The 25651-nt window shown below is 60.2% G+C and carries 32 protein-coding genes; 15 read left to right on the top strand and 17 right to left on the bottom strand.

Features of this window, described 5'->3' with window-relative positions; genetic code table 11:
• Positions 1-6 precede the first annotated feature (6 nt).
• Complete coding sequence (locus tag AB9K37_RS03545) at positions 7-996, top strand: adenosine kinase (RefSeq protein WP_369835579.1); 990 nt, start codon at positions 7-9, stop codon at positions 994-996.
• 77 nt (positions 997-1073) lie between these two features.
• On the opposite strand, the gene AB9K37_RS03540 is transcribed toward AB9K37_RS03545, so the two are convergent.
• From AB9K37_RS03540 to AB9K37_RS03505, 8 genes are all read right to left on the bottom strand, one after another.
• A complete protein-coding gene (locus AB9K37_RS03540) occupies positions 1074-2117 on the bottom strand; it encodes a low specificity L-threonine aldolase (RefSeq protein WP_369835578.1) in 1044 nt (347 codons plus the stop codon).
• Positions 2117-2587, bottom strand: a complete 471-nt coding sequence (locus tag AB9K37_RS03535; protein WP_072704925.1) for a YcgN family cysteine cluster protein — start codon at positions 2585-2587, stop codon at positions 2117-2119. Before AB9K37_RS03535 ends, AB9K37_RS03540 begins: the two co-directional genes overlap by 1 nt.
• On the bottom strand, positions 2584-3519 hold the full coding sequence (locus tag AB9K37_RS03530) for a bifunctional riboflavin kinase/FAD synthetase (RefSeq protein ID WP_369835577.1): 936 nt from the start codon (positions 3517-3519) through the stop codon (positions 2584-2586). The genes AB9K37_RS03535 and AB9K37_RS03530 overlap by 4 nt, the downstream gene beginning before the upstream one ends.
• Positions 3520-3557: 38 nt before the next feature.
• Positions 3558-4001 carry a MaoC family dehydratase gene (locus AB9K37_RS03525; protein ID WP_369835576.1) on the bottom strand — a complete coding sequence of 148 codons (444 nt, stop codon included), beginning with the start codon at positions 3999-4001 and terminating at the stop codon, positions 3558-3560.
• 122 nt (positions 4002-4123) lie between these two features.
• Positions 4124-4999, bottom strand: coding sequence for a TIGR01459 family HAD-type hydrolase (locus tag AB9K37_RS03520; protein WP_369835575.1), 876 nt, complete (start codon positions 4997-4999; stop codon positions 4124-4126).
• A 98-nt stretch (positions 5000-5097) separates the two neighbouring features.
• Positions 5098-5586, bottom strand: coding sequence for a DUF2867 domain-containing protein (locus AB9K37_RS03515; RefSeq protein WP_369835574.1), 489 nt, complete (start codon positions 5584-5586; stop codon positions 5098-5100).
• Between the two features lie 135 nt (positions 5587-5721).
• Positions 5722-6642: a manganese-dependent inorganic pyrophosphatase gene (locus AB9K37_RS03510; protein ID WP_369835573.1), complete on the bottom strand. Its 921-nt coding sequence runs from the start codon at positions 6640-6642 to the stop codon at positions 5722-5724.
• Positions 6643-6727: 85 nt separating this feature from the next.
• Positions 6728-7723 (bottom strand): TraB/GumN family protein, encoded by a 996-nt coding sequence (locus AB9K37_RS03505; protein ID WP_369835572.1) that lies wholly within the window; start codon positions 7721-7723, stop codon positions 6728-6730.
• A 229-nt stretch (positions 7724-7952) separates the two neighbouring features.
• Here AB9K37_RS03505 and groES point away from each other — a divergent pair, with 229 nt between their 5' ends.
• The 4 genes from groES to AB9K37_RS03485 all read left to right on the top strand — a co-directional run bounded on the left by groES (position 7953) and on the right by AB9K37_RS03485 (position 11596).
• Positions 7953-8240, top strand: a complete 288-nt coding sequence (gene groES, locus AB9K37_RS03500; protein WP_072704948.1) for a co-chaperone GroES — start codon at positions 7953-7955, stop codon at positions 8238-8240.
• Positions 8241-8285: 45 nt separating this feature from the next.
• A complete protein-coding gene (gene groL, locus AB9K37_RS03495) occupies positions 8286-9926 on the top strand; it encodes a chaperonin GroEL (RefSeq protein ID WP_369835571.1) in 1641 nt (546 codons plus the stop codon).
• Between the two features lie 128 nt (positions 9927-10054).
• Complete coding sequence (locus AB9K37_RS03490; protein ID WP_369835649.1) at positions 10055-10531, top strand: GNAT family N-acetyltransferase; 477 nt, start codon at positions 10055-10057, stop codon at positions 10529-10531.
• Between the two features lie 228 nt (positions 10532-10759).
• Positions 10760-11596 (top strand): DMT family transporter, encoded by an 837-nt coding sequence (locus tag AB9K37_RS03485; RefSeq protein WP_369835570.1) that lies wholly within the window; start codon positions 10760-10762, stop codon positions 11594-11596.
• Here the strand turns inward: AB9K37_RS03485 and AB9K37_RS03480 are convergent.
• Entirely contained in the window at positions 11562-12011 is a 450-nt protein-coding gene (locus tag AB9K37_RS03480) for an NUDIX hydrolase (RefSeq protein ID WP_072704957.1), read from the bottom strand. The genes AB9K37_RS03485 and AB9K37_RS03480 overlap by 35 nt on opposite strands.
• A gap of 74 nt (positions 12012-12085) precedes the next feature.
• On the opposite strand from AB9K37_RS03480, the gene AB9K37_RS03475 reads away from it, so the two are divergent.
• Positions 12086-13270 carry an alpha-D-ribose 1-methylphosphonate 5-triphosphate diphosphatase gene (locus AB9K37_RS03475; protein ID WP_369835569.1) on the top strand — a complete coding sequence of 395 codons (1185 nt, stop codon included), beginning with the start codon at positions 12086-12088 and terminating at the stop codon, positions 13268-13270.
• On the opposite strand, the gene AB9K37_RS03470 is transcribed toward AB9K37_RS03475, so the two are convergent.
• From AB9K37_RS03470 to AB9K37_RS03460, 3 genes are read right to left on the bottom strand one after another with little or no spacing between them, the layout of a single operon-like run.
• Positions 13263-14336, bottom strand: a complete 1074-nt coding sequence (locus AB9K37_RS03470; protein ID WP_369835568.1) for a 5-(carboxyamino)imidazole ribonucleotide synthase — start codon at positions 14334-14336, stop codon at positions 13263-13265. The genes AB9K37_RS03475 and AB9K37_RS03470 overlap by 8 nt on opposite strands.
• Entirely contained in the window at positions 14329-14817 is a 489-nt protein-coding gene (gene purE, locus AB9K37_RS03465) for a 5-(carboxyamino)imidazole ribonucleotide mutase (protein WP_293709626.1), read from the bottom strand. Before purE ends, AB9K37_RS03470 begins: the two co-directional genes overlap by 8 nt.
• A 48-nt stretch (positions 14818-14865) precedes the next feature.
• Complete coding sequence (locus tag AB9K37_RS03460) at positions 14866-15090, bottom strand: YdcH family protein (RefSeq protein ID WP_369835567.1); 225 nt, start codon at positions 15088-15090, stop codon at positions 14866-14868.
• A gap of 159 nt (positions 15091-15249) precedes the next feature.
• Here AB9K37_RS03460 and AB9K37_RS03455 point away from each other — a divergent pair, with 159 nt between their 5' ends.
• Positions 15250-15663 (top strand): Hsp20 family protein, encoded by a 414-nt coding sequence (locus AB9K37_RS03455; protein ID WP_072704970.1) that lies wholly within the window; start codon positions 15250-15252, stop codon positions 15661-15663.
• Positions 15664-15668: 5 nt separating this feature from the next.
• Positions 15669-15896: a DUF1150 family protein gene (locus AB9K37_RS03450; RefSeq protein ID WP_072704973.1), complete on the top strand. Its 228-nt coding sequence runs from the start codon at positions 15669-15671 to the stop codon at positions 15894-15896.
• Between the two features lie 112 nt (positions 15897-16008).
• Here the strand turns inward: AB9K37_RS03450 and trxB are convergent, their stop codons facing one another.
• Entirely contained in the window at positions 16009-16959 is a 951-nt protein-coding gene (gene trxB / locus AB9K37_RS03445; RefSeq protein WP_369835566.1) for a thioredoxin-disulfide reductase, read from the bottom strand.
• Positions 16960-17175: 216 nt separating this feature from the next.
• Here trxB and AB9K37_RS03440 point away from each other — a divergent pair, with 216 nt between their 5' ends.
• Positions 17176-17676, top strand: coding sequence for an Lrp/AsnC family transcriptional regulator (locus tag AB9K37_RS03440; protein WP_072704980.1), 501 nt, complete (start codon positions 17176-17178; stop codon positions 17674-17676).
• Between the two features lie 718 nt (positions 17677-18394).
• On the opposite strand, the gene pgeF is transcribed toward AB9K37_RS03440, so the two are convergent.
• The 3 genes from pgeF to lgt are packed head-to-tail and all read right to left on the bottom strand — an operon-like array spanning position 18395 to position 21086.
• The gene (gene pgeF, locus AB9K37_RS03435; RefSeq protein WP_369835565.1) at positions 18395-19150 is read right to left on the bottom strand and encodes a peptidoglycan editing factor PgeF; all 756 of its coding nucleotides are present in this window, start codon (positions 19148-19150) and stop codon (positions 18395-18397) included.
• 2 nt (positions 19151-19152) lie between these two features.
• The gene (locus AB9K37_RS03430) at positions 19153-20220 is read right to left on the bottom strand and encodes a class I SAM-dependent methyltransferase (RefSeq protein WP_369835564.1); all 1068 of its coding nucleotides are present in this window, start codon (positions 20218-20220) and stop codon (positions 19153-19155) included.
• Complete coding sequence (lgt, locus tag AB9K37_RS03425) at positions 20217-21086, bottom strand: prolipoprotein diacylglyceryl transferase (RefSeq protein WP_369835563.1); 870 nt, start codon at positions 21084-21086, stop codon at positions 20217-20219. Before lgt ends, AB9K37_RS03430 begins: the two co-directional genes overlap by 4 nt.
• Before the next feature lie 96 nt (positions 21087-21182).
• On the opposite strand from lgt, the gene AB9K37_RS03420 reads away from it, so the two are divergent.
• From AB9K37_RS03420 to AB9K37_RS03400, 5 genes are all read left to right on the top strand, one after another.
• Positions 21183-21428 (top strand): accessory factor UbiK family protein, encoded by a 246-nt coding sequence (locus AB9K37_RS03420; protein WP_369835562.1) that lies wholly within the window; start codon positions 21183-21185, stop codon positions 21426-21428.
• Between the two features lie 298 nt (positions 21429-21726).
• On the top strand, positions 21727-22227 hold the full coding sequence (locus tag AB9K37_RS03415; protein WP_303961033.1) for a YbjN domain-containing protein: 501 nt from the start codon (positions 21727-21729) through the stop codon (positions 22225-22227).
• Between the two features lie 60 nt (positions 22228-22287).
• A complete protein-coding gene (gene proC / locus AB9K37_RS03410) occupies positions 22288-23100 on the top strand; it encodes a pyrroline-5-carboxylate reductase (protein ID WP_369835561.1) in 813 nt (270 codons plus the stop codon).
• Positions 23093-23431: a tRNA-binding protein gene (locus AB9K37_RS03405; RefSeq protein WP_369835560.1), complete on the top strand. Its 339-nt coding sequence runs from the start codon at positions 23093-23095 to the stop codon at positions 23429-23431. The genes proC and AB9K37_RS03405 overlap by 8 nt, the downstream gene beginning before the upstream one ends.
• Entirely contained in the window at positions 23425-24378 is a 954-nt protein-coding gene (locus tag AB9K37_RS03400; protein ID WP_369835559.1) for a 2-hydroxyacid dehydrogenase, read from the top strand. Before AB9K37_RS03405 ends, AB9K37_RS03400 begins: the two co-directional genes overlap by 7 nt.
• 26 nt (positions 24379-24404) lie before the next feature.
• Here AB9K37_RS03400 and AB9K37_RS03395 read toward each other — a convergent pair whose 3' ends face one another.
• Positions 24405-24998: a thymidine kinase gene (locus AB9K37_RS03395; RefSeq protein WP_369835558.1), complete on the bottom strand. Its 594-nt coding sequence runs from the start codon at positions 24996-24998 to the stop codon at positions 24405-24407.
• Positions 24999-25128: 130 nt separating this feature from the next.
• Between AB9K37_RS03395 and AB9K37_RS03390 the strand changes: the two genes are divergently transcribed.
• A complete protein-coding gene (locus AB9K37_RS03390) occupies positions 25129-25602 on the top strand; it encodes a BrnA antitoxin family protein (protein WP_369835557.1) in 474 nt (157 codons plus the stop codon).
• The last annotated feature ends 49 nt before the right edge of the window (positions 25603-25651 follow it).

Here is a 25651-nt window from a genome sequence, read left to right as displayed (position 1 = left end):
TGACCCGTGAAAAAATACCAGATTGTCGGCATCGGCAACGCGATCGTCGATGTGCTGACCCAGTCCGACGACACCTTCCTCGAGATGATGGACATCGAAAAGGGCATCATGACCCTAGTCGAGCGCGAGCGCGCCGAACTGCTGTACGCCTCCATGAAAGAGCGCACTCAGGCCCCCGGGGGCTCGGTCGCAAATACCATCGCAGGGGCGGGTAAACTGGGTCTGCGGGCGGCCTTTATCGGCCGTGTGCGCGATGACGCTCTGGGCCGGTTCTACGCCCAAGAGATGGACGTCGGCGGTACTGATTTCGTCAATGCGCCGGTCGAAGGGGGCGAGCTGCCCACCTCGCGCAGCATGATCTTTGTCTCGCCCGATGGTGAGCGGTCGATGAACACCTATCTCGGCATCTCTGCCGAAGTCGGCCCAGAGGACGTGGACGAAGCCATCGTCTCGGACACTGAATATCTGTTCCTCGAAGGCTACCTGTTCGACAAGCCCAAGGGCAAAGAAGCGTTCCAGCGCGCGGCCAAACTCTGTCAGGCGGCGGGCGGCAAAGCGGGCATCGCGATCTCTGACCCCTTCTGCGTGAACCGCCACCGCGAGGATTTCCAGCGCCTGATCGGCGAGCTCGACTTCGTGATCGGCAACGAAGCCGAGATCAAAGCCCTGTACGAAGACGAGGATCTGGACACCGCTCTGGCCCGCGTCGCGGCCAAGAATCCGCTGGTGGTCTGCACCCGCTCTGGCGATGGCGTCAGCATCCTGCAAGGCGACACCCGCGTGGACGTCCCCGTGGAAAAGGTCACCCCCGTCGATGCAACCGGCGCAGGAGATCAGTTCGCAGCTGGCTTCCTGTTCGGCCTTGCCACAGGGGCAACGCTCGCCACCTCTGGTCGTATGGGCTGCATCGCCGCCCGCGAAGTCATTGGCCACATGGGCCCACGCCCCAAAGCCGACCTCCGCGCTCTGTTCCGCCGCGAAGGTGTCCTGAGCTAACGCTCTTTCTTGGGATAAATACCCCCCGCCGGAGGCTTTGGCACATCGACGCCAAACCACCGGCGGGGAAACGCGTTTTAGCTGGCTTTCAGCACAGCCAGAAACTTGTCCAGCTCGTCATAGGGCACTGACCAGTCGCAGACAAAGCGGGTTAGCAGCATCTCGTCCGGAGCCCCGTGATCGCGGTTGCCCCAGTGGTTAAAGGCGACACCCGCCGCGCCAAGCCCCTGCAACACGCTGCGCGGCAGTTTGGGGAAAAGCATGTTGGCGCGGGGGGCGTAGGGCCATTGGATACGGGCATCCATGCAGAGCGCTTCGGCCAGATATTGACCGCGTGCGTTCGCGGCGGCCCCCAGCTGCAGCCACAAGTCGTTGCGCACGAAACCCAGCATTTGCGCTGCCAAAAAGCGGTTCTTCGAGAACAGATGTCCCGCGCGCTTGCGCCGTGCGGCAAAGCCTCGGGCGCGATCGGGGTTAAAGAAGATGACAGCCTCGACGCCCATGCAGCCCGCTTTGGTCCCGCCAAAGGTCACGACGTCCACGCCCGACTGCCACGTCATTTCCGCTGCAGACACCTCCAGCGCCGCGCAGGCGTTGGCGAAGCGGGCGCCGTCTAGATGCACGGGCAGGCCAGCTGCATGTGCGATGGTGGCAAGCGACTCGATCCGGTCCAATTCATAGAGCTGCCCGCGCTCGGTGACAGAGGTGATGCTGACTGCGCCGGGTTGGGCCGAGTGGACGCCGCCTTCGTTCAGGTCGGTGATCAAGGCGCCAAGGGCGTCAGGGTCCATCAGATCGCCTTCGCCGACCAGATAGGTCTTGCCCACGCCGTAGAACTCTGGCGCGCCGCATTCATCCTCGTGGATATGGGCGGCGGCGGTACAGAGCACAGACTCGTAGGGTTGGCACAGGGTCGACAGGGCCAGCGCGTTGCCAGAGGTGCCGGTGGGCACAAAGAAAACCTCGGCCTGCGGGGCTTCGAACAGCTCTCGGATCGCGGTGATCGCGCGGGCGGTGTAGGGGTCGTTGCCGTAGGGAAGCGCGTAGCCCTGATTGGCCTCTGTCAGCGCCTCCATGATTTGGGGATGGATGGGGCCGGTGTTGTCAGAGGCTAGGTACATCAGGTGGGCTCCTCGATAATATAGTCTTCCCAGTCCTCTTCATCGATCTCGAATTCGGGGACTGTCCAGCCCTGTACCGACACACCTGCGTCGTGAACCGATTGCGGCGTTCCGGTCAGCAGAGGGTGCCATTCGGGCAGGGGTTTCTTTTGCCAGAGCAGGCGGTATGCGCAGGTCTCGGGCATCCAGTAGGCGTGCTGGTCCAGTGTGTCAGGTTTCAGCACGATGCACTCGGGCACGAATTGGTGGCGGATCGGGTACTGGCTACAACGGCAGGTCTGATCGTCCAGAAGGCGGCAGGCCACTTTGGTCAGGGCCACTTCACCTGTGTCCGGATCTTCGAGCTTGTTCAGGCAGCACTTGCCGCAGCCGTCGCACAGGGCTTCCCATTCGGTGTCGGTCAGCTTGTCCAGTGCAAAGCGTTCCCAGAAGCGGGAGCGGATTTTCTTGCGGTCGATCGGGTCTTTCATAGGGCGGCCAGGATTTCGCGCGCCTTGGCGCTGTCCGCATCCATCTGGGTGATCAGCGTTTCGAGCCCGTCGAATTTCAATTCTGGGCGCAGGTAGTCCACGAGCCCGACCGACAGGTGCGTGCCGTAGAGATCCCCTTGGAAATCAAAGATAAAGGTCTCGAGGTTGGGGGTGTTTTCCCCGAACATCGGACGCACGCCAAGGGACGCAACCCCATGGTAGTTGCCCTTGTGGGGGCCTTCTTTGACCTCGACCAGCACGGCATAGACGCCGAGTTTGGGCAGGTGCAGGCCATCCACGGACATGTTCGCGGTGGGATAGCCCAGATCGCGGCCGCGCTGTTCGCCGCTGATCACAGGGCCGTCGATGCGGTGCCAGTGCCCCAGCATTTCAGCGGCGTGGCGGGGATCACCGTCGGCCAGAGCCTGACGGATTGCGGTCGAGGACACACGGCCCTGAGAGCCTTGGATCATATCGGCGATTGTCACGTCGAACCCCATTTCAGCGCCCATGCGGGCCAAGTCTGCGGCGGTGCCACTGCGGCCCTTGCCGAATTGGAAATCGTTGCCCACCACCACGTGGCAGAGGCCAAGCCCTTTGATCACGTCACGGGCAAAGGCCTCGGCGGTCAGGCCGGCGAGTGGGCCGTTGAAGGGCAATTCATACAGGACCTCGACACCTAGTTTTTCCAGCCGCGCGGCACGGGCCTCGGCGCTCATTAGGCGGAACGGGGCGCGGTCGGGCGCAAAGAACTGTCGGGGGTGGGGTTCAAAGGTCATGACGCCCAAGGGGGCGTTCAGACGCTGTGCACCGGCGCGGGCCAAGTCGATAACCGCTTGATGCCCCAAATGAACGCCATCGAAATTTCCGATGGCGACGCTGGCACCTTTGTTTTCCGGTGCGATGTACTGATGATCGCGAATGATGCGCATAAAGGGCAGTTAGCGCCCCTTATGCGGGGACGCAAGGCTCAGTCGAACTTGCGGCTGGGTGCGAGCACTTTTGCCTCGCCCTTGAGCACAGGCTTGCCGTCGATTTCGCACACACAATCCAAGGTCACGCGGCGCTTGGCGTGGTCGATGTCTGTGACAGTGACCTGCGCTTTGACCATGTCGCCGGGGCGGACAGGAGCCAAGAATTTAAGGGTCTGGCCCAGATAGACAGTGCCGTGACCGGGCAGCTGTTCACCAATGACCGCAGAGATCAGACCGGCGGTCAGCATGCCGTGGGCGATGCGCCCTTCGAAGATGGTGTCGTTCGCGTATTCGTCGTCCAGGTGCACGGGGTTCCGGTCGGTAGAAACCTCTGCAAAAAGTTCGATGTCACGGTCCGTCACCACTTTGTGCAGGTGACGGGACATGCCCATCTCGATGTCTTCGATGCAGATGGTTCCACGGGGCAGGTTATCCAACATTCGGGTCCTCCGATCTGGATGCCAAGGTTGAAGGGGTAATTTTCTGGCACCAGTAAGCTACGACTTGGCAACTTTATTACTTTGCGTGCGCAGAAAATCAAGCCCCGTGACACCTGTTTGCCTTAGCGTAAGAACCCGATTGCGTAGGTTGGGTTTGATTTTTCCTCGTTAAGATAAGAGGTTAGGGCTTCTTCGTCGGGCTGATGCGACGTTTTGGTAATATCGCGGGCCAAACCGCCTGTGATGAACAGCGAATCGATGCCTTCGCCGATGGCGCCCTGGATGTCGGTGTGGATGCCATCACCCACGGCCAGAATCGCGTTGTCATTGATGCTGGCGTCGACTTCGGACAGACGGCGGCGGGCCAGATCGTAGATCGGCGGATGGGGTTTGCCGAAGTACAGACTTTCACCACCCATTTCTGTATAAAGCTTTGCCACTGCGCCCGCGCACCATTCGCGGACCTCGCCGCGGTCCACAACGATGTCGGGGTTCGCGCAGAGCAGCTTCAGGCCCTTTTGCTTGGCCAGCAGCAGTTGGGGGCGCAACGTGTCGGGGTCGGCCTTGGCATCAAAGGGGCCGGTGCAGATGATGCCCTCGGCCTCGTCCAGCTCAACCCTTTGAATATCAACGGGATCTTTGATCAGGTGCAGGGGCTCGAAGAAGGGTTCATCGGCGGGGGTGCCGATATGGTAGACCTTTTCCCCGACGGCGCCGGTCAGCATGGCGGCACGGGCGCTGTCGCCGCTGGTGGCGATGGTGTCCCAACAATCAGCGGGCACGTCGAACTGCTCAAGCAGCTGTTTTTCAACGCCTTTTCGGGGGCGGGGGCTGTTGGTCAGCAGGACGACCTTGCCGCCATTGGCGCGGAAGGCACGCAGGGCTTCGATCGCGTCTGGCAGGCCTTTGACCCCGTCATGGACGCAGCCCCACAGGTCGCAGAACAGGGCGTCGTAGTTGTTTGAGATCTCGGCGAGGGACTCGATGATGCGGGTCATTGGGGCACCTTATTCAGGGTCTGGTTTACGTCTGGTTTGCGTATGGCAAACGTCATGACGTGGGTAATCCGTTCCCAACTAAGGTCAAAGTGCTTTCTTTATGTGACAGATTTGTCCGCGAGCGGCATGCGGTTCAGCATTGCGCGCACAATGAAGCGGTGCGCGACCGCGACGGGCATCATATACGCACGGCCAAACAGATTGTGGGTCACGACCGAACTGATGATCCACAGGCGGCGGTCATGGACGGCCACGCAGGTCAGGACGTCCAGATGACGGTCGCGCTCGGTCAGGAGTAGGCGGTCGGGGCGGGCGTCCTCGACCAGAAAGAAGTCCAGATGATCGCCGGTCTGCACCGAGTCCACCCGCTGACCGGAGAAGCCGCCGATCTGTTTGACGCCGAAGAGGCCGGAAATCTTGTCGCGGATTTTGAAGGCGAGGCCCATGAGCGGGAGGGGACGCTCCATCATGGCGTTCCACGCCTGAAGGGCGGTCATGTCTTGGGGCAGGGCACGCGATTGGGCATCGAAGTAATTGAGCTGGCCGCGTGGGGCGAGGAGTTCGGCATTCGGGGGCAGGTCAGGCATGCAGGGCCTCAGTTTTTCAATAGGGCCACTCTAGCCTGTGCGACTGCAACTGCGAGGCGCGTCATTGCCGCAGCGCCAAAGAAAAAGGCCGGACGCGAGGGCCCGGCCTGTTCCTGAATGCGCCTTTGGGGTAGCTCAGACCTTGAGGTTCGGGATGATCTGCTTTTTGCGGCTCATGACGCCGGGCAGGACAACGGTGTCGCCGTCCACGGTCGCGCCAAAGCTTTTCTCGGCGACGGTTTTGACCAGATCGTTGGGGACCAGCAGGGTGGCCTCTTCTTTGATGATGTCGACAACGAACAGCAGAACCTGATCAACGCCATCTTCGGCTTCGACGGTCTTGAAGGATTCCATCAGGCTGTCCTTGCGGTCCAGCGGGATCTGGGGCGCGGTGGTTTCCAGAACCGAGACGCGGAATTTCTTGCCTTCGACTTCGTACTCTTTGGAGTCCATGCGGATCAGTTCCGCGTCGGAGAAGGCCGAGACATCCGATTTCGCAGCAAACATTTCCGCCGCGTATTCGGTGATGTCCACACCCAGATCTTTGGCCAGCGCATAGGCGATGGCTTTGTCCTCTTGGGTGGTGGTGGGCGAACGGAATTCCAGTGTGTCGGACAGGATGCACGACAGCATTGCGCCTTTGATGCCGGTGGGGGCCTGAGCCAGATCGTCGCCGATCATCTTGTACATGATGGTCGCGGTGCAGGCGACGGGCTCGATGCGGATGTCGATCGGACCTTTGGTTTCCAGACCGCCAACCAGCTTGTGGTGGTCGATGATCGCACGGATGTCAGCCGCATTAATGTCGGCGGGCAGCTCGGCGGGGTTGTTGGTGTCGACGATCACAACAGGGGTGTCGGCGGCCACGTCCGAGATGATCTCGGGCTTCTCGAGGCTCCAGCGTTCCAGAACGAATGCCGCTTCGGTGTTGGGCTCGCCAAGGAGGACGGGCTTGGCAGGGGTACCTTTGATTTCGTTCAGGTACCACGACCAGATGATCGGGGAGCCGGTCGAGTCGGTGTCAGGTGCCTTGTGGCCGAAAACGAGTGTGGTCATTGAAATGTCCCTTGGCGGATTGAACTGTCGCGGGCCTTATAAAAAGCATCTGCCCCCGTGTCACGCAGGCCGAAAGGACAGGATGTCACAAGGGCAGGCGTGTTAGCGCGAAACCAGCGTTTTCCAGCAAAGCAACAAGGCCGTTTTCCCCGATCAGGTGTGCGGCCCCCACGGCCACAAGGATATCTTCGTCCTGAACAGCGTCGAGAATCACCGGCAGCCAGTTCTGGTTGCGGCGGTCGAGCAGCAGATCCTGCATGCGCGCGGACTCGGCCTCGATCTGTTCGGCGGTCAGGCCGGGGATGCGGTGGCTGAGGACTTCGGACAGGCCCCACGACCGCGCGTGGCGTTCGTCGAAATAGGCGTCGAGGGTGGCGGTAAAGGCGGCCTCTGATACCTCGTCCGGCATGATCGACAGGGCCATGATATCCACCTGCTCTTGGTAGGGGATTTCGGAGAAGGTCGAGAAGATGGTCTGCCAGTCCTCTAGGCTACGAACGGGTTTGTCCAAGGCGAGCGCCGCGCGTTCGACCATTTTGTCCAGACCGCCGACGACAGAGATCATGGTGTCCATGGCGCAGGGCGGAATCGACAGCATCATCGACACATACCACGGGCGCATCTTGGCGGTCAGCGGGGCAGGGAAGCCGCGCGCGGCCATCGCATCGCGCAGCTGGGCCCATGTGGCGTCGTCCAGTAGGTCAGGGAGAGTCGGTTTGTCGGGCGCAAAGATAAGAGTGGGGTCCGACGCGATTTCTTTGTTCATCTCAGATTCGCCGCTGGCTTCGGTTTCCAGGTAAACGGCGTTGATGTCGCGCAGAATCGGGCGCACGGCCTCCATGGTCTTGGCGTGACGAGGATCGGGTAGGTGCATGGTGCCAACGATATACACGCTGCGCCCATCCCGTGTGGCCTGCCAGAGGGTGCCGGAACCGTTAGCGGTCTCATCCTCGATTGCTGCAATTGCATCCTGTTCTGCGGGGGTCAGGAACTGCTCTGGATCGGGGCCAGCGCCGCAAGCGGCAAGTGCCGGAAATGCATGAAGAAGACTCAGAAAGACAAAGGCAATCAGGCGTAACATGGGATCTCCGGTCCGGATGGCGGCTGCGTAACATATGGCAAAATAATGGATATTTGTCCCGTCTTCCGCGCCGAAATTTTTCCGAAAAAATCTGCACACAGAATGCTTGACACTCAAAGAGGCGATACCTAGCTTCGCCTCGTTAGCACTCGACACGAGAGAGTGATAACGCCCTCGGTCCTGCCGAGGAACCAACAGGAATTTAACTTTGAGCCAAGGAGCCTCAGAGATGGCATTTACCCCGCTTCACGACCGTGTTCTGGTCCGTCGCGTAGAGAGCGAAGAAAAAACCGCTGGCGGCCTGATCATTCCCGATAGCGCGAAAGAGAAGCCCGCAGAGGGTGAAGTTGTCGCAGTTGGCGCAGGCGCCCGTGACGACAAAGGCGCACGCGTCGAGCTGGACGTAAAATCCGGCGACCGCGTTCTGTTCGGCAAGTGGTCCGGCACCGAAGTGACCGTCGACGGTCAAGAGCTGCTGATCATGAAAGAAAGCGACATTCTCGGCGTTATCGCCTGAGACCGTCTTTCTTAACGCAACCCAATTCAGACGAGGAAAAGCACAATGGCTGCTAAAGACGTCAAGTTTGATACCGACGCCCGTAACCGTATGCTCAAGGGTGTGAACATCCTGGCAGACGCTGTAAAAGTAACTCTGGGCCCCAAAGGCCGTAACGTCGTACTGGAGAAATCCTTCGGCGCGCCCCGCATCACCAAAGACGGTGTTTCGGTTGCCAAAGAGATCGAGCTGGAAGACAAGTTCGAGAACATGGGCGCCCAGATGGTGAAAGAAGTTGCTTCGCGCACCAACGACGAAGCAGGCGACGGCACCACCACCGCGACCGTTCTGGCTCAGGCCATCGTCAAAGAGGGCATGAAAGCTGTTGCAGCGGGCATGAACCCCATGGACCTGAAGCGCGGCATCGACCTGGCAACCGCCAAAGTCGTCGACGCGATCAAGTCGGCAGCGCGCCCCGTTGAAGGCACCGACGAAGTTGCTCAGGTTGGCACCATCTCGGCCAACGGCGAAGCAGAAATCGGCCGTCAGATCGCAGACGCGATGCAGAAAGTCGGCAACGAAGGTGTGATCACCGTCGAAGAGAACAAAGGTCTGGAAACCGAGACCGATGTCGTCGAAGGCATGCAGTTCGACCGCGGCTACCTGTCGCCCTACTTTGTCACCAACTCGGACAAGATGATTGCCGAGCTGGAAGACTGCCTCATCCTGCTGCACGAGAAGAAACTGTCGTCGCTGCAGCCGATGGTTCCCCTGCTCGAGCAGGTTATCCAGTCGCAGAAGCCCCTGCTGATCATCGCAGAGGACGTCGAAGGCGAAGCGCTGGCAACTCTGGTTGTCAACAAACTGCGCGGCGGCCTGAAAATTGCTGCTGTTAAGGCACCTGGCTTCGGCGATCGCCGCAAGGCCATGCTGCAGGACATCGCTATCCTGACCGGCGGTCAGGTCATCAGCGAAGACCTGGGCATGAAGCTGGAAGGCGTCACCATGGACATGCTTGGCACCGCCAAGAAAGTCTCGATCTCCAAAGACGAGACCACCATCGTTGACGGCGCAGGCGATAAAGCCGAGATCGAAGCCCGCGTTGGCCAGATCCGCAACCAGATCGAAGAAACCTCGTCGGACTACGACCGTGAGAAGCTGCAAGAGCGCGTTGCCAAACTGGCAGGCGGTGTTGCTGTGATCCGCGTCGGCGGCATGACTGAAGTCGAAGTGAAAGAGCGTAAGGACCGCGTTGATGACGCACTGAACGCGACCCGCGCGGCTGTTCAGGAAGGCATCGTTGTTGGCGGTGGTGTTGCTCTGGTTCAGGGCGGCAAGTCGCTGGCAGGTCTGGAAGGCGCAAACGCTGACCAGAACGCTGGTATCGCAATCGTTCGCAAGGCTCTGGAAGCACCCCTGCGCCAGATCGCCGAGAACGCAGGCGTCGACGGTTCGGTTGTTGCTGGCAAGATCCGCGAAAGCGAAGATCTGAAGTTCGGCTACAACGCTCAGACCGACGAATACGGCGACATGTTCGGCTTTGGTGTCATCGACCCCGCGAAAGTCACCCGTACCGCTCTGGAAGATGCGGCATCGGTTGCTGGTCTGCTGGTCACCACTGAAGCAATGGTTGCAGACAAGCCCGCCAAAGACGGCGGCGCAGCACCTGCAATGCCCGACATGGGCGGCATGGGCGGCATGATGTAATCTGCCGATCCAATTGGATTGAGGGAAGGGCGTCCTGCGGGGCGCCCTTTTCTTTTGCGGTGTGGCTGTGGTTATCGTGGTGCCGTGAGTATTTTTTGCAAAAAGAAGAGGGCAGGTCTGTGCTGAAGATGCCGGAATTTGTGCGCGAGATGCGGCGCGGAGAAGAAGAGGCTGTAGATGGGCTGCTGCGACGGGCTTTTGGCGGCGCGGAGGAGGCAGCGTTGGTTGTGGCTTTGCGCAAGTCGGGGGGCATGGCGGGCGAGATGGTGCTGCCGTTCGAGGGCGGTGTCGTTGGGTACTATGCGCTGAGCGCAATGAAGGGGCCCAGGGGCTGGCTTTGTTTGGCGCCAGTGGCCATTGACCCTGACTGGCAGGGGCGCGGGCACGGGCGGCGCATGGTGAAGCAGCTGGTGGCGTGGGCGGAGGCGTCTAAGTCGTCGGTTTGTGTGTTGGGTGACGTTGATTTTTACAAAAACTGTGGCTTTTCGCCCGTTTCTGACGTTGAATTGACGACAGCATATGATGCCGCGCACACGTTGGTGACGGGGACGGGCCCTTTGAAAGGGGCCGTGACGCTGGAATATCCGAAGGCCTTTGGAAGCTAAGGTGTGCTGGACAGATCCGCGCTGGGTGATGTGGTGCCGGCCAATGCGATGGCCGTACTCTATCAACGGCGCGGTGCGGGCTGCAGTTTAGCGGGTATGACGGGCCGCGCGGTTGGACATCGGGGGATTGTGCGGGTCGCGTGTACCTTGGCGGCGGATGGGCAGGATCGCGCCATATTGATCCAAAGTGCCATGTCGGACGGCCCAGATCTTGCATAGGGTGTTTCTATGCAGCTGATTGTTCTGACAACCCTGACCATGATCGCCTTTGCCGCGAACTCGATCCTGAACCGCATGGCGGTGGACGGGGCGGGTATGGCGCCGATGGCCTTTGCCGCCGTTCGGCTGGTGTCAGGTGCTGCGGTGTTGGTGCTTTTGACCCGCGCGCCCCTTGTTTTTAAGGGGCGAAGGCGGGGGATCGGGGTACTGGCGCTGTTGGCCTATGCGGTCGGGTTTTCGTTGGCCTATGGCGCGTTGGATGCGGGGCTCGGGGCCTTGATCCTGTTCGGGATGGTCCAGATTACCATGTTTGCGGCGGCCGTTGCGGCCAAAGAGCAGATGCCCGTGCAACGTTGGGTTGGCGGGCTTTTGGCGTTCGGCGGCTTGGTTTGGCTGCTGAGCCCGGGCGAGGGGGCCGTGCCCCTGTGGCCAGCGGCCTCTATGGCAATCGCGGGCGTGGCATGGGGCTTTTATTCTCTGGCAGGCAAGGCTGAACCGGATGCGGTCGCTGGCACGGCTGCGAATTTTTTGTTGGCTGCGCCGCTCGGTGTGCTGGCTTGGGCCGTCATCGGCGGCGGGTTGACCCCGATGGGCACCGTTCTGGCGGTGATTTCGGGGGCTGTGACCTCTGGCATGGGGTACGCGCTGTGGTATCGGCTGGTGCCGCAGCTTGGGGCCAGCCGCGCGGCTGTGGCGCAACTGACCGTGCCTGTGATCGCCGCTGGCATGGGGGCGTTCCTGCTGGCCGAGGTGCCGAGCCTGCGGCTGATCCTGTCGGGGGCGCTGGTTTTGGGCGGTGTGGCCCTGTCGCTTAGTTCCGGATGGGCTCGAGCGGGTCGTAGCTGAGCCCCGTCTCGCCCCAAGCCACAGCGGCAAGGCTGCTGGGTTTAACCTCTAGATCATTGATTTCTTCGCGTGTGACCCAGCGGCGCTGGGTGACGACGCCCTCTGGATCCTGCCACGCGGGGTCCAGCGTTGCGTCCTCAATTGTGCAGCGAAAGAACACCTCGACCTGATGAAAGCCCGAGTTCGGATCGTGGAACTCGTTGATCAGGCAGGGCTCTAGGACTGTTACATCCAATCCCGTTTCTTCCTTCATCTCTCGCATGAGGGCGCAGGGCAGGCTTTGGCCTGCGTTCACGCCACCGCCCGGCGCGCACATGAGGGCGCTGCGCCCGTTGGGCCATGCATTCACCAGCAGCAGTTTGTCATCATGCAGGATCACGGCGCGGACGGCCACACGGGGGGATTTGGGCTTCATGGTCTTTATGCGATTTGAGGGCTATAGCGAGGGCGAGTCTGGACGTTGTACTAGGGGAAGGGCAAAGGACGCCCATGTCAAATCAAGCTTTGATCCTTGAAAACGGGGATGTTCTGGGGCGCGACGCCTCGGGGCGCAGTACCTTGTTGATCGCAGATGGTCAAATCGCCGAAATCTTCGGTGGAAACGAAGGGGTTGATGGCGGAATTGCCGATGCAGTTGGTCGGAAAGTCGATCTGAGCGGCTGGACCGTCGCGCCCGGCATCGTGGATGTGCATGGCGACGGGTTCGAGCGTCATGTAGCCGTTCGGCGCGGAGCACTGACCGCGATGGAGCACGGTTTGTTCAGCGTAGAGGCTGAATTGGCCGCAAATGGCATCACCACAGCCGTTTTGGCCCAGTTTTACAGCTGGGAGGGCGGGATGCGGGGCCCTGAGTTCGCGGATCGCCTGTTTTCTGCATGGGAGCAGGCCGCGCCACAGGTGAAAACAGATCTCCGGCTGCAGTTGCGGCTGGAAACCCATATGTTCGAGCAATTCGACGATGTACTTCGGCTAATCGACAAAACGGGGCTGCGATACGTCGTTTTTAATGACCATTTGCCCCATGACCGTTTGGCGGCCGGAAAAACGCCGCCTCGGCTGACGGGGCAGGCTTTGAAGTCCGGACGGAGTCCGGAAAAGCATCTGGAGAACATGAAACGGCTGCATGGTCTAAGTGACCGTGTCTTTGGCGAATTGCAGGCCTTTTCTGCTGAATTGACGAAGCGGGGCGTGCAAATTGGCAGCCACGACGATGACACCGCTGAGAAACGCGCAAAGTTCCGTAGTTTGGGCGCGAATGTCAGTGAATTTCCCGAAACGATTGAGGCCGCGCAGGCCGCACGGGACGCGGGCGATCTGGTTGTGATGGGTTCGCCCAATATCGTGCGTGGGGCCAGCCATGCGGGCAAGGTCAGCGCGCGAGAGATTGTGGGGATGGGGCTGTGTGATGCCTTGGCGTCCGATTACCACTATCCGAGCCCGCGCTATGCGGCGCTGGAACTGGTGAAAAAGGGCATCTGCGATCTGCCTGCCGCGTGGCGGCTGGTGTCAGAGGGGCCGGCCAAGGTGCTGGGTCTGACGGATCGCGGTGTGATTGAAGCTGGAAAACGCGCCGATCTGGTGATTTTCAACCGCGACACGGGCCGTGTGGGCGCGACGATGGCGGGCGGAAAGATCACCTATATGACCTCTCCGCTCGCGGAGCGTTTTATTTAGCGCGGATCACGCGGTTGACGTGGCCCATTTTGCGACCAGCGCGGGCTTCGGCTTTGCCATAGAGGTGGATTTGGGTGTCCGCCTCTTTGGCCAATTCCGGCCAAGTGTGCGCGTCGTCGCCGATCAGGTTGGTCATGACCACATCAGCGTGGCGCGCGCCATCACCAAGGGGCCAGCCCGCCACGGCGCGGATGTGCTGTTCGAACTGGTCCACGGCGCAGCCTGCTTGGGTCCAGTGGCCCGAGTTGTGTACGCGGGGCGCGATCTCGTTGACCACAAGTCCTTGGGGCGTTACGAAAAGTTCCACACCCATCACGCCAACGTAGCCCAGACGGTTCAGGATCTGACCCGCCAGCAGAACCGCGTCGGTGCGCTGCTTGCCGGTCAGGTTCGCGGGCACGGTGGTGGTGTGCAGGATGCCGTTCACGTGCACGTTCTCGCCGGGATCAAAGCACGCAACTTCGCCGGTGGTGCCACGGGCGGCGATCACGGAGACCTCGTGGGTGAAATTCACGAAGCCTTCGAAAATCGCAGGGGCGCCGTTCATGTCAGCCAATGCTTGTTCTGCATCCTCGGGGGCCATGATGCGGGCCTGTCCCTTGCCGTCGTAGCCGAAGCGGCGGGTTTTCAAGATCGCGGGGGCGCCGATTTCGGCCAGCGCCTCGGTCATGTCGTCCATGTCGTCGATCGCGGCGAAGGGAGCGGTTTTCAGGCCCAGATCGGAGAGGAACGCCTTTTCCGTCAGGCGGTCCTGAGAGACAGCCAGCGCCTTGCGGTTCGGATGGATCGGCTTGGCCGATTCCAGAATGTCCAGCGCCTCGGTCGGGATATTCTCGAACTCGTAGGTGACGACATCGACGGTTTCTACCCATGCTTTCAAGGCGTTAGCGTCGGTGTAAGCGGCGGTGGTCAGGCTGTCGCTGACTTGGCCTGCGGGGGCGTTCGGATCGGGATCAAAGATCGCGGTACGCAAACCCAGACGGGCCGCTGCCAGTGCGAGCATCCGGCCAAGCTGACCGCCGCCCAAAATGCCAATGGTGCTACCGGGGGCGAGGGGCTCAGTCACGGACGGGCTCCTCTGCGATGGAGGCGGACAGGTCCGCGCGCCATTTATCAAGGCGTTCGGCCAGGTCGGGATCGTTCACGGCCAGAATTCCAGCAGCCATCAGGCCCGCGTTGGCAGCGCCTGCGCCGCCGATAGCCATTGTCGCCACGGGGAAGCCACGGGGCATCTGCAGGATGGAATAGAGGCTATCGACACCAGACAGCGCCTTGGTCTGCACGGGCACACCGATCACGGGGATGCGGGTTTTCGAGGCCATCATGCCGGGCAAGTGGGCTGCACCGCCAGCGCCCGCGATGATCACGTGCAATCCACGGTCCGCGGCAGTTTTACCGTAATCCCAAAGGCGGTCGGGGGTGCGGTGAGCGGATACGATCTTGACCTCGTGTTCGATCCCGAGGGCATCAAGCATATCGGCGGCTTCTTTCATGGTGGGCCAGTCCGACTGGCTGCCCATGATGATCCCTACGCGCGGCTGGGTCATTGGCAATCCTCTAGCAAATTGAGTGCGCCTTATAGCGCACACACTAGATTACGCAATAATGTCAGGGGTCAGTTGGTCGCGGATGCGTTCCATCCGGTCCTTGAGATGCAGTTTCTCGCGTTTCAACCGCTGCAGGGTCAGCGCGTCAGCCGTGCCCTTTTCCTGCAGGGCTGTGATCGCCTCGTCCAGATCGCGGTGCTTGACCTTGAACACCTCCAGCTCGTAGCGGAGCACTTCTTCTTCGGTCATGGAAATTTCGCTGCGTGCGTTCATTTTGGACACCGGATGTAAAAACAGAGTTCCATAGTACCAAGTCGTTAGGCTTTTCGCAAAGGTCTTGCGCACCGATTGTTGCGCTACCATATTTGGGGGGACAAGGCGGGTTGCCATAGCGGGGCCTGCCAGACGGTCGCTTGATATAAGGACATGTCGATGACGAAACTCACTCTTGGTGCGCACCCCTATTTGTTGGGGTTCGAACAACTGGAACGCCTGGTCGAACGAACCGCCAAAAGCGGCAACGAAGGCTATCCCCCCTATAATATCGAACAAACCTCTGACCGATCCTACCGGATTACGCTCGCCTTAGCGGGCTTCCGAGAGGAAGATTTGTCAATAACTGTCGAAGATCGCCAACTTGTTGTGCGTGGAAGGCAGCAAGATGACAGTGCAGAGCGGGTTTTTCTGCATAGGGGCATTGCCGCACGGCAGTTCCAGCGTAGCTTTGTATTAGCGGACGGAGTCGACGTCGGCGAGGCCTCTATGGAAAACGGCCTGCTTCACATCGATCTGAACCGCACCGTGCCTGACGCGGTGGTACAGGAAATCAAAATCCGAAAGGGGTGAAGACTATGGACACCAAAGTCGATTTCATCAGCGGCGCCGAACGCAAGATCGTCTATGTTCGTTCCGTCGAGGTTGCTGACCTTCCCGAGGACGTTCAAGAGCAAGCAGAGGGGCTGACAACCTTGTACGCGTTGCACGACACAGACGGAGAGCGTCTTGCTCTGGTCCGTGACCGAGAGATGGCATTTGCTCTCGCTTGGGACAACGATATGGCACCGGTCGCGGTGCACTGAACCATTCGCCCGCTAAAGGGGCAAACAAGGCGGCCTGATGGGCCGCCTTTGTTATTTCATGAAGTAATGAAAAAGGCTGCCATCGCGGGCAGCCTTTGTTGTTTTTAAGGGATTATTCCGCGTCACCCTGTTCCGCAAGGAAGCGTTCCGCTTCCAGAGCGGCCATACAGCCCATGCCAGCCGAGGTGATCGCCTGACGGTATTTATCGTCGGTCAGGTCGCCTGCCGCGAACACACCGGGGATCGAGGTTGCGGTGCTGTCAGGCTTGGTGACCACGTAGCCGCCCGAATGGGTTTCCAGCACATCTTTGACCAGTTCGTTCGCGGGCGCGTGGCCGATCGCCACAAAGAAACCGTCACACGCGATGTCGGTGATCTCGCCGGTGTCCACGTGCTTGGCTTTGACTCCAGTGACGCCAAGGGGCGCTTCGGTGCCGACAACTTCTTCGATCGCGTGGTTCCACAGAACCTCGATCTTTTCGTGCTTGAAAAGGCGGTCCTGCAGGATTTTCTCGGCGCGCAGCGAGTCGCGGCGGTGGATCAGGGTTACTTTGGAGGCGAAGTTGGTCAGGAACAGCGCCTCTTCGACGGCTGTGTTGCCGCCGCCGATGACCACGATCTCCTTGCCGCGATAGAAGAAGCCGTCACAGGTCGCGCAGGCAGACACGCCGAAACCTTTGAACTTCTCTTCCGACGGCAGGCCCAACCATTTCGCGCGAGCGCCGGTGGCCAGAATAACCGCGTCGGCGGTGTAGGTGGTGCCGCTGTCGCCGTGGGCCACAAAGGGGCGCACCTCTAGGTCCAGCTTGGTGATGTAGTCGCCAATGATTTCGGTGCCCATGGCGCGCGCGTGCGCTTCCATGTTGGTCATCAGTTCGGGACCTTGAATTTCGGTGTGACCGGGCCAGTTTTCGACCTCGGTGGTGGTGGTCAGCTGACCGCCGGGCTCGATGCCCTGAACCAGCAGGGGCTCCAGCATTGCACGGCTGGCATAGACACCTGCGGTGTAACCTGCAGGGCCGGAGCCGATGATCAGAACCTTGGTGTGACGGGTCTCGGCCATAGGGCACCTTTCTGTCTTGCGTCTTTGTCTCAGGCGCAGGATATAGACGCCCCGCCGCGGTGGTTAAAGGGGCTGCTTGCACAAGTGATACGGCGCGAAAAGCAGCGCCGCCTTGCGTCTTGCGAAAGTCCGCTTAACTTTCTTGCGCTTTGTTGAAAGATTGTTGCGCAGACTGTGGTAGGATGTATAAGGTTCGGAAAAAAGCAGGAAAGCCCAATGCCCGGAACACGACTTGATCCCATCGATCGAAGAATCCTGGCCGAGTTGCAAGCCGATGGCCGAATGACCAACGTTGAACTCGCAAAGCGCGTCGGAATCTCTGCACCTCCTTGTTTGCGCCGTGTCCGGACCTTGGAAGATGCCGGATACATCAAAGGGTATCACGCCGAAGTCGATGCCCGCGCGCTTGGCTTTGAGGTCAAAGTTTTCGCCAATGTCGGTCTGATCAGTCAGGCCGAAGCGGATCTAAGCGCGTTTGAGGCGCGCTGCCGTGCGTGGCCGCTGGTCCGCGAGTGCCATATGCTGAATGGCGAGGTCGATTTCCTGCTGAAGTGCGTGGCGCCTGACCTGTCGACGTTCCAGTCGTTCCTGACCGAAGAGCTGCTGAAGGCGGACAATGTGGCCAGCGTAAAAACCTCTCTGGTCATTCGCGGCGAAAAGGACGAGCCCGGCGTGCCGTTCGATGTCCTAGAGGAACGTCTGAGCCGCAGCGCCTGATCCGCGACGGAACCTGCGGGTTCGCGCGTATAGATATGGCAAAGGATGCCGCCCCGTGTCTGATGCGCGGGGCGTTTTTGTTGCCGAGGGAGGGGCAGATGCCAGACAAAGAAAAAAGCGACCCCATGTGACGGTTGAGGCTCCGTCGGGATCGCTCTTTGCTTTCAACACGCCGTTTCCGGCATAAACCGCGAGGCCTGCGGTCTGGAAGGACCGTCCCGAAGGACGACCAACCCGCTGTGAGGCGGGGTTGCCTTATTCATGCCGCAATCGGGCGGGCGTGTCAAAGATTTGACGCAAGATTTGCGAAAAACGTGGAACTGTTCCGGTTTCTCGTGGCCAATCGTGGCGACAGGGCCGGATTGTTGCGCCATGCGGCACCAAGCCGTGCCGCTATTTCTGCAATGAACTGCGATTGAGGTTTGGGCGCGATTCGATAGCTCTGGTTCAGGCTGTCTTACGAATCGGTTCCGCGCGTTTGGCAATCATGGTTTTTCGGGATTTGCCGCGTGTCCAAGGCATTGGGGCCGTGCAATTTTCGGATGCCGATTTCAGCACCGATTGGATAAACCGGGTCTTGGGTTTCATGTTGCCGCTCACGATGTTTGTTTTTCTTACGCATATCTTTGCGCTCGAATAAGGCAAACCTGTGGCAGTTTGTTGAATTAAAGGCGGTTATCATATGTTTTTGCAAAGGACTCGCGCCGCCCTCCACACGCTATAGGCGAATGGCGGAAATGAGGCGCCCATAATCCGCCTCTCCTGCATGACAAGTGCGGCGGAAAGAATAGAATCGATCCGGGTCCGAATAGGTGCAATGACCGGTCCACTGCGCGTCGCCCACACCAGCGCTGCGCAGGCGGTGCAGGCCGTAAGAGGGCAGGTCGAACATCAAACGATCCCCTTCGCCTTGGGCAAAGAAGCGGGCGTTCTCGGCATCCTCCGCGATGAAATCATCGAAAAATTCGGGGCCAACTTCGTAGGCGCGCTGGCTGATCGTCGGGCCGATCAGGGCGCGCGTGTTGGCGCGCTGCGCGCCGATCTGCTCCATCGCGTCGAGTGTGGCGTCCAGAATGCCGCCGACGGCGCCCTTCCACCCCGCATGGGCCGCGCCGATCACGCCAGCTTCGGGATCATGGAACAGGACGGGTTGGCAATCCGCCGTCAGAATCGCGATGGCGATCTCTGGGTTCTTGGTGACGATGCCGTCCGCCTCGACCGGGGCGTCCAGTGGGCCATCGACTGCGACGGCGGTGGCCGAGTGTGTCTGATGGACGGTGACCAAGTTCGGCGGTGTGACGCCCATCGCTTCGGCCACGCGGGCGCGGTTGATCGACACAATTTCCTTGAGGTCAGACGACCCCGCGCCGCAGTTCAGTCCGGCAAAGATCCCCGAGGATGCGCCGCCCTTGCGACCGAAAAAGCCGTGTTGGGTGGGGGCAAGGAGGGGATCGGAAATGATGTCGAGCGTCATGATTATTCGCTGAGTCCTGCGGGAATTGGGGCGCCCTCGGGGTAGATCCCGAGCACTTTGAAGAGCGTTCCCATTTCTTCGGGGTGGGTCAAGCGGCGATGCGCGGCGATATGGTTTTCCAGAGGTGTTCCGGTCAGTTGCTTGGCGAGCGCCTGCGCGCGGGCGGTGATGCCCAAGCGCTCTAGAAACAGGCCCTGTCCCGTCAGTCGGGTATATTTTGCGGGGCTGGCGGCGGTTGCGATCGCCTCGAAATCAACATGGGCGGTCAGGTCGGCGTGGCCGGGCATCTCCAGCGGGTCGGCGTATTCGTGCCGACGCAGCGCCTGAAACGTGTCCCCCTGAGAGCGCCAGTCGCCGTAGTCGATAATCAGCGCGACACCGCCATTCTTGGCGATCCGGCTGCCGATCTCGGTGGCCATGGCGCGGGCGGGGGCGCAGGTCTCGACCAAATCACCCTCGACCGTGTCATCAAGTCGGTGGACGAGCGCGTCCAAAGGTGCGGGCGTTGCACGGGCACGGGTCAGGCGCCCTTCGGCCGCGGTCACCAGAATTTCGCTCCAGCCATCCTGAGCGCGTTGGAACTGGCGGATCGGCAGAGCGTCAAAGAATTCGTTGGCCACGAGGTAGAGCGGCACATCGTCGGGCAGGTCTGCGCAGTGGTCGTGCCACGTGGGCATATAGCCGGCCAAGCGCACCGATTGCGCCTGACGCAGGGCGGGCGACGCCTCGACCAGATGCACCTCGGCGGCGGCATGAAACCCCGGCACGCGGCGCGTGGCGCGCAGGATGTCGGCCATCAAAGAGCCGCGACCGGGGCCAAGCTCTGCCATGACAAAGCGCTGGGGGGTGCCTTGATCCATCCACGCTTGGGCCAGCCCGAGGCCGATGACTTCGCCGAACATCTGGCTGATCTCTGGCGCGGTAGTGAAATCCCCCCGTGCACCCAACGGGTCACGGTTGGTGTAATACCCCAGATCCGGATGCAGCAGGCACGTGCTCATGTAGTCAGCCAAGGAGATCGGGCCTTGGGCGGAAATCCGGCTCAGGAAATGGTCAAGCAATTCTGTCATGGGCGAACGCTATGTCTGCGGCGCACGTAGGCAATGATAAAAAGTCCAATCAGCAGCATGGGAAGCGACAGAAGTTGCCCCATACTCAGCCCGTAGTCCCCAACCCAGAGCGCGTAGCCATAGGGGTTGGATTCATAGAACTGCGGATCACTCTCGCGGAAGTATTCGACGAGAAAGCGCGACAATCCATAGCCCGCAACGAATGTTCCGGTCACAATGCCCGGCGTGCGCAGGTATTTGCGGCCCCATACCATCCAGAGGATAAGCGCGCCAAGGATCAGGCCCTCGAGAGCGGCTTCATACAGCTGGCTGGGGTGGCGGGGCAGGCCAAGCGGATCGGTGGGAAAGATCATCGCCCACGGCACATCAGTCGGACGGCCCCAAAGTTCGGCATTGATAAAGTTCGCGATCCGGCCCAGCAGCAGGCCTGTGGGCACTGCCAGCGCCAGCGCATCGGCAAGGGGCCATTTGGGAATGTTGTTACGGGCGGCAAAGAGCCACGCAGCGACAACAACCCCCGCAAACCCGCCGTGAAAGGCCATGCCGCCATGCCAGACCATCAGGATTTCGGCCGGATGGGCCATGTAATAAAGCGGTTTGTACAGCAGGACAAAGCCCAGACGGCCGCCCACAATCACACCAAGGATAATCCAAGTCAGCAGATCTTCGACTTGGCGTGGGGTCATCGGGGGCTGGTCGTTCTGCCACAGGCTTGGGCGCTTTAGGGCGCGCACGATGAGCTGCCAGCCGATGATCAGGCCAGCGATATAAGCCAGCGCGTACCAGCGCAGGGCGAACGCGAACCCGCCGATTTCGATCGAAAAGAGTTCGGGGGAAAAGTTGGGGTACGGTATAAGTGCCTGCATGTGCGTCTGTGTGCCGTTGTCTTTCAGGCGAAGTCAAGGTTGAGCCTGACGCCGTCACGCCCCATATAGAAGTCAAATGTAACGCCGGAGACACCAATGCAGACCAAGGGCAAGATTTTCGACGATCTTTCGCAACTGATGACCAACGCCATGGGTGTCGCCCAAGGCGCAAAGCAAGAGGCCGAGACCGCAGTCAGCTCTGTGCTGGACCGTTGGCTGGCCGAGCGGGACTTTGTCACCCGCGAAGAATTTGACGCGGTGCGCGCCATGGCGCAAAGAGCCCGCGAAGAGAACGAGGCGCTGAAGGCGCGTCTTGATGCTCTGGAAAAAGGTCAGGGTTAAGAGTCACTTACCCGATTTTTGGGCGAGAATTGGATCAAGGGGCGGTACGCATGTGCCGCCCCTTGACTCTTTTGTGAATGCACGGCAACCCGCTACCAAGTGGGCGGATTTGGGCGATTGTCCTGATCTATCCACAACTTATTGCGACTCGGCCTGCAGAAATCGCTGGACGAACGAATCAATAACCCGCACCATATGTCGTATAGAGGGCGGCGCTATGCCGCTTTTCCTTGAGCAGGCACCTAGCGCTTGGGGCGCTGCCACGTCCCAAAGCCATCTAAAAAATCGAGGTGACGGCATGGCGGTAACAGAAGAGTTTCTGAGCGACGATCTTCATCCGATCGACCTCGTGGAAACGTTAGCTGAAAACAGGGCTTGGGATTTCGACCGGGTCGGGGACAACCAGATCGCCATGGCGGTCGTGGGGCAGTGGCGCACGTATTCGATCACCCTGGCGTGGTCAGACTATGACGAGACGCTGCGTCTGGTTTGCACCTTTGAAATGGATCCGCCGCATCACCGGATGCCGCAGGTGTATGAGACGTTGAACCTGATTAACGATCAGGTTTGGTCCGGTGCGTTCAGCTACTGGGAAAAACATCGCCTGATGGTCTATCGCTATGGTCTGCTGCTCGCTGGCGGTCAGCTGGCGACGCCTGCACAGGTGGACTTGATGATCAGCAGCGCTGTGTCGAACGCGGAACGTTTCTATCCTGCGATGCAGCTGGTGGCTTGGGGCGGACGCGAGCCTGCGGATGGCCTGCAAGTCGCCATTGCAGAGGCGTACGGCCGCGCCTAACCTGTCCCCAAATTCAGGCGGGGCGGGCTGGACCTGCCCCTGAAAAACGGGGATTTCCTTATGGATATGAAAGACGTGGCCGAACGCGGCCTTGTTCTGCTGGGATGTGGGAAGATGGGCTCGGCCATGCTGGCGGGCTGGCTCAAGGGCGGATTGCCGAACACCTCGGTGTGGGTGATAGACCCGTTCCCCTCTGACTGGGTTCAGGCCCAAGGCGTCCATGTGAACGCCGATTTGCCCGCCAACCCCGCGCTGGTTCTCATCGCTGTTAAGCCCCAGATGATGGGCGAGGCTCTGCCGACATTGGCGGAAATGGGCAGCGATACGCTGTTCGTCTCGGTTGCGGCGGGGACATCTCTGGCCACTTACGAGGCCGCTTTGGGCGCGCACAGTGCGATCATTCGCTGTATGCCGAACACACCCGCTGCCGTAGGCCAAGGGATCACCGCGCTGATCGGCAATGCCAACGTTTCCGAAGATCAACTGGCCCTGTCCGAGGCACTGTTGCAGGCGGTCGGCCAGACCGTGCGATTGGAGAGCGAGGACCAGATGGACGCTGTAACCGCCGTCTCCGGATCCGGTCCGGCCTACGTGTTCCACATGATCGAATGCCTCGCTGCCGCTGGCGAGGCTGAGGGTCTGTCGCCCGAACTGGCGATGAAACTGGCGCAGGCGACTGTGGCGGGAGCAGGGGCCTTGGCCGAAGGGGCGAACGAGGCGCCCGCGCAGCTGCGCGTGAACGTGACCAGCCCGAATGGGACCACCCAAGCGGGTCTCGAAGTGCTGATGGACGAGAACGCTGGTTTGCCGCCTCTGGTCCGCGCGACCATCAAGGCCGCCGCAGACCGCAGTCGGGAGTTGGGCCGTGGCTGAGATTTCCTATGACGAATTCGCCAAGGTCGACATCCGCGTCGGCCGCGTGGTCAAAGCCGAACCCTATCCAGAGGCGCGCAAGCCCGCGATCAAGCTTTGGATCGATTTCGGGCCCGAGATTGGGGAAAAACGCAGCTCTGCTCAGATCACCGCGCACTATGCGCCCGACGAGTTAGTCGGCCGCTTGGTCATGGGCGTGGTGAATTTCCCGCCGCGCCAAATCGGCAAGTTCATGTCCGAGGTTCTAGTTCTTGGCTTCCACGACGCCGACGATGCAGTCGTACTGGCCACCCCAGACAAAGAAGCCCCAATCGGAGCGCGCCTATGTTGAAGCTGTTTGTGACCCGCCCGCTGCCCGAAAAGGTCCTGAATGCCTTGAGCGAGCGGTTTGAAATGACCGTCCGTTCCAGCGAATTGCCTATGGAATTCGATGAAATGACGGCAAGCCTGCGCGATTATGACGTAGTTTTGCCCACCCTGCGCGATCTTTATAGCGCCGAGGTGTTTGCCGCCGTAGATCAGCCGCGCTGCAAGCTGCTGGCGAATTTCGGGGTTGGCTTTAATCATATTGACGTGGCTGCGGCCAAGGGCGCTGGCGTTCTGGTCACCAACACTCCCGGCGCTGTTACTGATGCAACGGCAGATATTGCGCTGACTTTAATGCTGATGGTCACGCGCCGCGCTGGCGAAGGCGAGCGTCTGGTGCGCTCTGGCGGCTGGACCGGTTGGCATCCTACGCAGATGCTGGGGATGCACTTGACGGGCAAACGCTTGGGCATTCTGGGGATGGGGCGCATTGGTCAGGCCATTGCACGGCGCTGCCACTATGGGTTTGATATGACGGTGCATTACTGCTCTCGGACGCCCAAAGAGGCGGTGATGGAGACGTCTTGGCACAAGTCTGCGGCAGAGCTGGCGGCTGCGGTGGATGTGCTGGTTGTCGCCGTTCCTGGCGGCGCTGAGACGCGGCATCTGGTGGATGCCGAGGTGCTAAAGGCGCTGGGACCTAACGGGTATTTGGTAAACATCGCTCGGGGTGATGTGGTGGACGAGGCGGCACTGATTGCGGCTTTGGAAGCTCGAAAGATCGCAGGTGCGGGCTTGGACGTTTACGAAAATGAACCAGAGGTTCCCGAAACGTTAATGGCCCGCTCGGACGTTGTTTTGTTGCCGCATCTGGGCACAGCGGCGCTGGAAGTGCGCGAGGCGATGGGCATGGTCGCAGTTGAGAACCTGATCGCGTTTGCCGAAGTGCGGGAATTGGTGAATCCCGTCTGATTTGGGTATTTTTACCAAGAAAGAGGTTAAGAGGTGATGGTCGCGTCGCCCGTGGCCTCTCTGAAGTGGCGGCGGCAGAGGCTGATGTAGGTTTCGTTGCCGCCAATTTGCACTTGATTTCCAGAGGTTTGGACGGTGCCGTCGGGGTTTTTGCGGATGACCATGGTGGCTTTTTTGCCGCAATGGCAGATTGTGCGGACTTCTCGCATTTCGTCTGCCAAGGCGAGGAGTGCCGCCGATCCGGGGAAAAGTTTTCCAAGGAAATCAACACGTAAGCCGTAGCACATGACCGGAATGGACAAATCGTCAACAATTCGGGCAAGTTGCCAGACTTGGTCTTCGGTCAGGAACTGGGCTTCGTCCACGAAAATGCAGGTGATCGGGCCGGATTTCAGGCGGGAAAGGACTTTTTCCTCTAGGTTTTCCAGTGGGTTGAAGGTATCCGCGTCCGCGCCGATGCCGATGCGGCTGGCGATGCGGCCTGTCCCTGCGCGGCCGTCGATTTCGGCGGTCAGGAGATAGGTTTTCATCCCTCTTTCCAGATAGTTATGGGATGCCTGCAGCAAAACCGTCGATTTGCCCGCGTTCATGGTGGAGTAGTGGAAATAGAGCTTGGCCATGGCGCTTCTTTTAGCGTCTGGATCACGGCTGGCAAGCGTATGGCTGACGTACAGACGTTGCGTACGGTCGGGGCAGGACGCTTTAACCCAATTTGCGGACTGTTAGGCATCCAAGTCGATGAGGTGTGCCATGCTGATCCCCGAAATCAAAACCCCCAAACAACGCGAACACTTTGGCTATCTGATGGATGTTCTGGCCCGACTGGAGTGGGACCTGCACCAGCCAATCATTAACGACAAACGCATTCCGTCGGACTGGCGAGACATGCTGAACCGGCGCGGGGCAGGGCGGAAGAAGAAGGTGACGCTGTGGGTCGAAGAGGACGTTGTTCGGTTTTTCAAGAAACAAGGAAATGGCTACACCACGCGCATGAACGACGTGCTGGTCGCCTTTATGCTGTCGAAGCTGTCAGGGCTGATTCACTCGCGGGATACGACCGAGGAATTTCTGGAAAGCGATATCCAGCGCAAGGACGAGATGCGGCCACAGTTCGGGGATTATGATCGGGCCGATGTCAACGGCGGAGTAAAATTCGGCCATTGTGGCGGAGCAAAAGTCGGCCAGTTTGGGGCGAGCGCCTTGGAGCGTGCGGCCCTCATATAGCAAGCCCGGTCCAAGGCGCATTGGCCGTCAGGCCAATTCTGTGAGGTTC

Origin of the sequence: Donghicola sp. XS_ASV15, assembly GCF_041224595.1 — a bacterium.
Taxonomy (GTDB): domain Bacteria; phylum Pseudomonadota; class Alphaproteobacteria; order Rhodobacterales; family Rhodobacteraceae; genus Donghicola.
This window is presented reverse-complemented; position numbering and strand designations above follow the sequence as displayed.

Excerpts from the sequence above, each read along its gene's own strand:
- AB9K37_RS03540 (WP_369835578.1), bottom strand. The coding sequence starts at position 2,117 with ATGTACCTAGCCTCTGACAACACCGGCCCCATCCATCCCCAAATCATG.
- AB9K37_RS03535 (WP_072704925.1), bottom strand. The coding sequence starts at position 2,587 with ATGAAAGACCCGATCGACCGCAAGAAAATCCGCTCCCGCTTCTGGGAA.
- AB9K37_RS03530 (WP_369835577.1), bottom strand. The coding sequence starts at position 3,519 with ATGCGCATCATTCGCGATCATCAGTACATCGCACCGGAAAACAAAGGT.
- AB9K37_RS03525 (WP_369835576.1), bottom strand. The coding sequence starts at position 4,001 with ATGTTGGATAACCTGCCCCGTGGAACCATCTGCATCGAAGACATCGAG.
- AB9K37_RS03520 (WP_369835575.1), bottom strand. The coding sequence starts at position 4,999 with ATGACCCGCATCATCGAGTCCCTCGCCGAGATCTCAAACAACTACGAC.
- AB9K37_RS03515 (WP_369835574.1), bottom strand. The coding sequence starts at position 5,586 with ATGCCTGACCTGCCCCCGAATGCCGAACTCCTCGCCCCACGCGGCCAG.
- AB9K37_RS03510 (WP_369835573.1), bottom strand. The coding sequence starts at position 6,642 with ATGACCACACTCGTTTTCGGCCACAAGGCACCTGACACCGACTCGACC.
- AB9K37_RS03505 (WP_369835572.1), bottom strand. The coding sequence starts at position 7,723 with ATGTTACGCCTGATTGCCTTTGTCTTTCTGAGTCTTCTTCATGCATTT.
- groES (WP_072704948.1), top strand. The coding sequence starts at position 7,953 with ATGGCATTTACCCCGCTTCACGACCGTGTTCTGGTCCGTCGCGTAGAG.
- groL (WP_369835571.1), top strand. The coding sequence starts at position 8,286 with ATGGCTGCTAAAGACGTCAAGTTTGATACCGACGCCCGTAACCGTATG.
- AB9K37_RS03490 (WP_369835649.1), top strand. The coding sequence starts at position 10,055 with ATGCCGGAATTTGTGCGCGAGATGCGGCGCGGAGAAGAAGAGGCTGTA.
- AB9K37_RS03485 (WP_369835570.1), top strand. The coding sequence starts at position 10,760 with ATGCAGCTGATTGTTCTGACAACCCTGACCATGATCGCCTTTGCCGCG.
- AB9K37_RS03480 (WP_072704957.1), bottom strand. The coding sequence starts at position 12,011 with ATGAAGCCCAAATCCCCCCGTGTGGCCGTCCGCGCCGTGATCCTGCAT.
- AB9K37_RS03475 (WP_369835569.1), top strand. The coding sequence starts at position 12,086 with ATGTCAAATCAAGCTTTGATCCTTGAAAACGGGGATGTTCTGGGGCGC.
- purE (WP_293709626.1), bottom strand. The coding sequence starts at position 14,817 with ATGACCCAGCCGCGCGTAGGGATCATCATGGGCAGCCAGTCGGACTGG.
- AB9K37_RS03460 (WP_369835567.1), bottom strand. The coding sequence starts at position 15,090 with ATGAACGCACGCAGCGAAATTTCCATGACCGAAGAAGAAGTGCTCCGC.
- AB9K37_RS03455 (WP_072704970.1), top strand. The coding sequence starts at position 15,250 with ATGACGAAACTCACTCTTGGTGCGCACCCCTATTTGTTGGGGTTCGAA.
- AB9K37_RS03450 (WP_072704973.1), top strand. The coding sequence starts at position 15,669 with ATGGACACCAAAGTCGATTTCATCAGCGGCGCCGAACGCAAGATCGTC.
- trxB (WP_369835566.1), bottom strand. The coding sequence starts at position 16,959 with ATGGCCGAGACCCGTCACACCAAGGTTCTGATCATCGGCTCCGGCCCT.
- AB9K37_RS03440 (WP_072704980.1), top strand. The coding sequence starts at position 17,176 with ATGCCCGGAACACGACTTGATCCCATCGATCGAAGAATCCTGGCCGAG.
- pgeF (WP_369835565.1), bottom strand. The coding sequence starts at position 19,150 with ATGACGCTCGACATCATTTCCGATCCCCTCCTTGCCCCCACCCAACAC.
- AB9K37_RS03430 (WP_369835564.1), bottom strand. The coding sequence starts at position 20,220 with ATGACAGAATTGCTTGACCATTTCCTGAGCCGGATTTCCGCCCAAGGC.
- lgt (WP_369835563.1), bottom strand. The coding sequence starts at position 21,086 with ATGCAGGCACTTATACCGTACCCCAACTTTTCCCCCGAACTCTTTTCG.
- AB9K37_RS03420 (WP_369835562.1), top strand. The coding sequence starts at position 21,183 with ATGCAGACCAAGGGCAAGATTTTCGACGATCTTTCGCAACTGATGACC.
- AB9K37_RS03415 (WP_303961033.1), top strand. The coding sequence starts at position 21,727 with ATGGCGGTAACAGAAGAGTTTCTGAGCGACGATCTTCATCCGATCGAC.
- proC (WP_369835561.1), top strand. The coding sequence starts at position 22,288 with ATGGATATGAAAGACGTGGCCGAACGCGGCCTTGTTCTGCTGGGATGT.
- AB9K37_RS03400 (WP_369835559.1), top strand. The coding sequence starts at position 23,425 with ATGTTGAAGCTGTTTGTGACCCGCCCGCTGCCCGAAAAGGTCCTGAAT.
- AB9K37_RS03395 (WP_369835558.1), bottom strand. The coding sequence starts at position 24,998 with ATGGCCAAGCTCTATTTCCACTACTCCACCATGAACGCGGGCAAATCG.
- AB9K37_RS03390 (WP_369835557.1), top strand. The coding sequence starts at position 25,129 with ATGCTGATCCCCGAAATCAAAACCCCCAAACAACGCGAACACTTTGGC.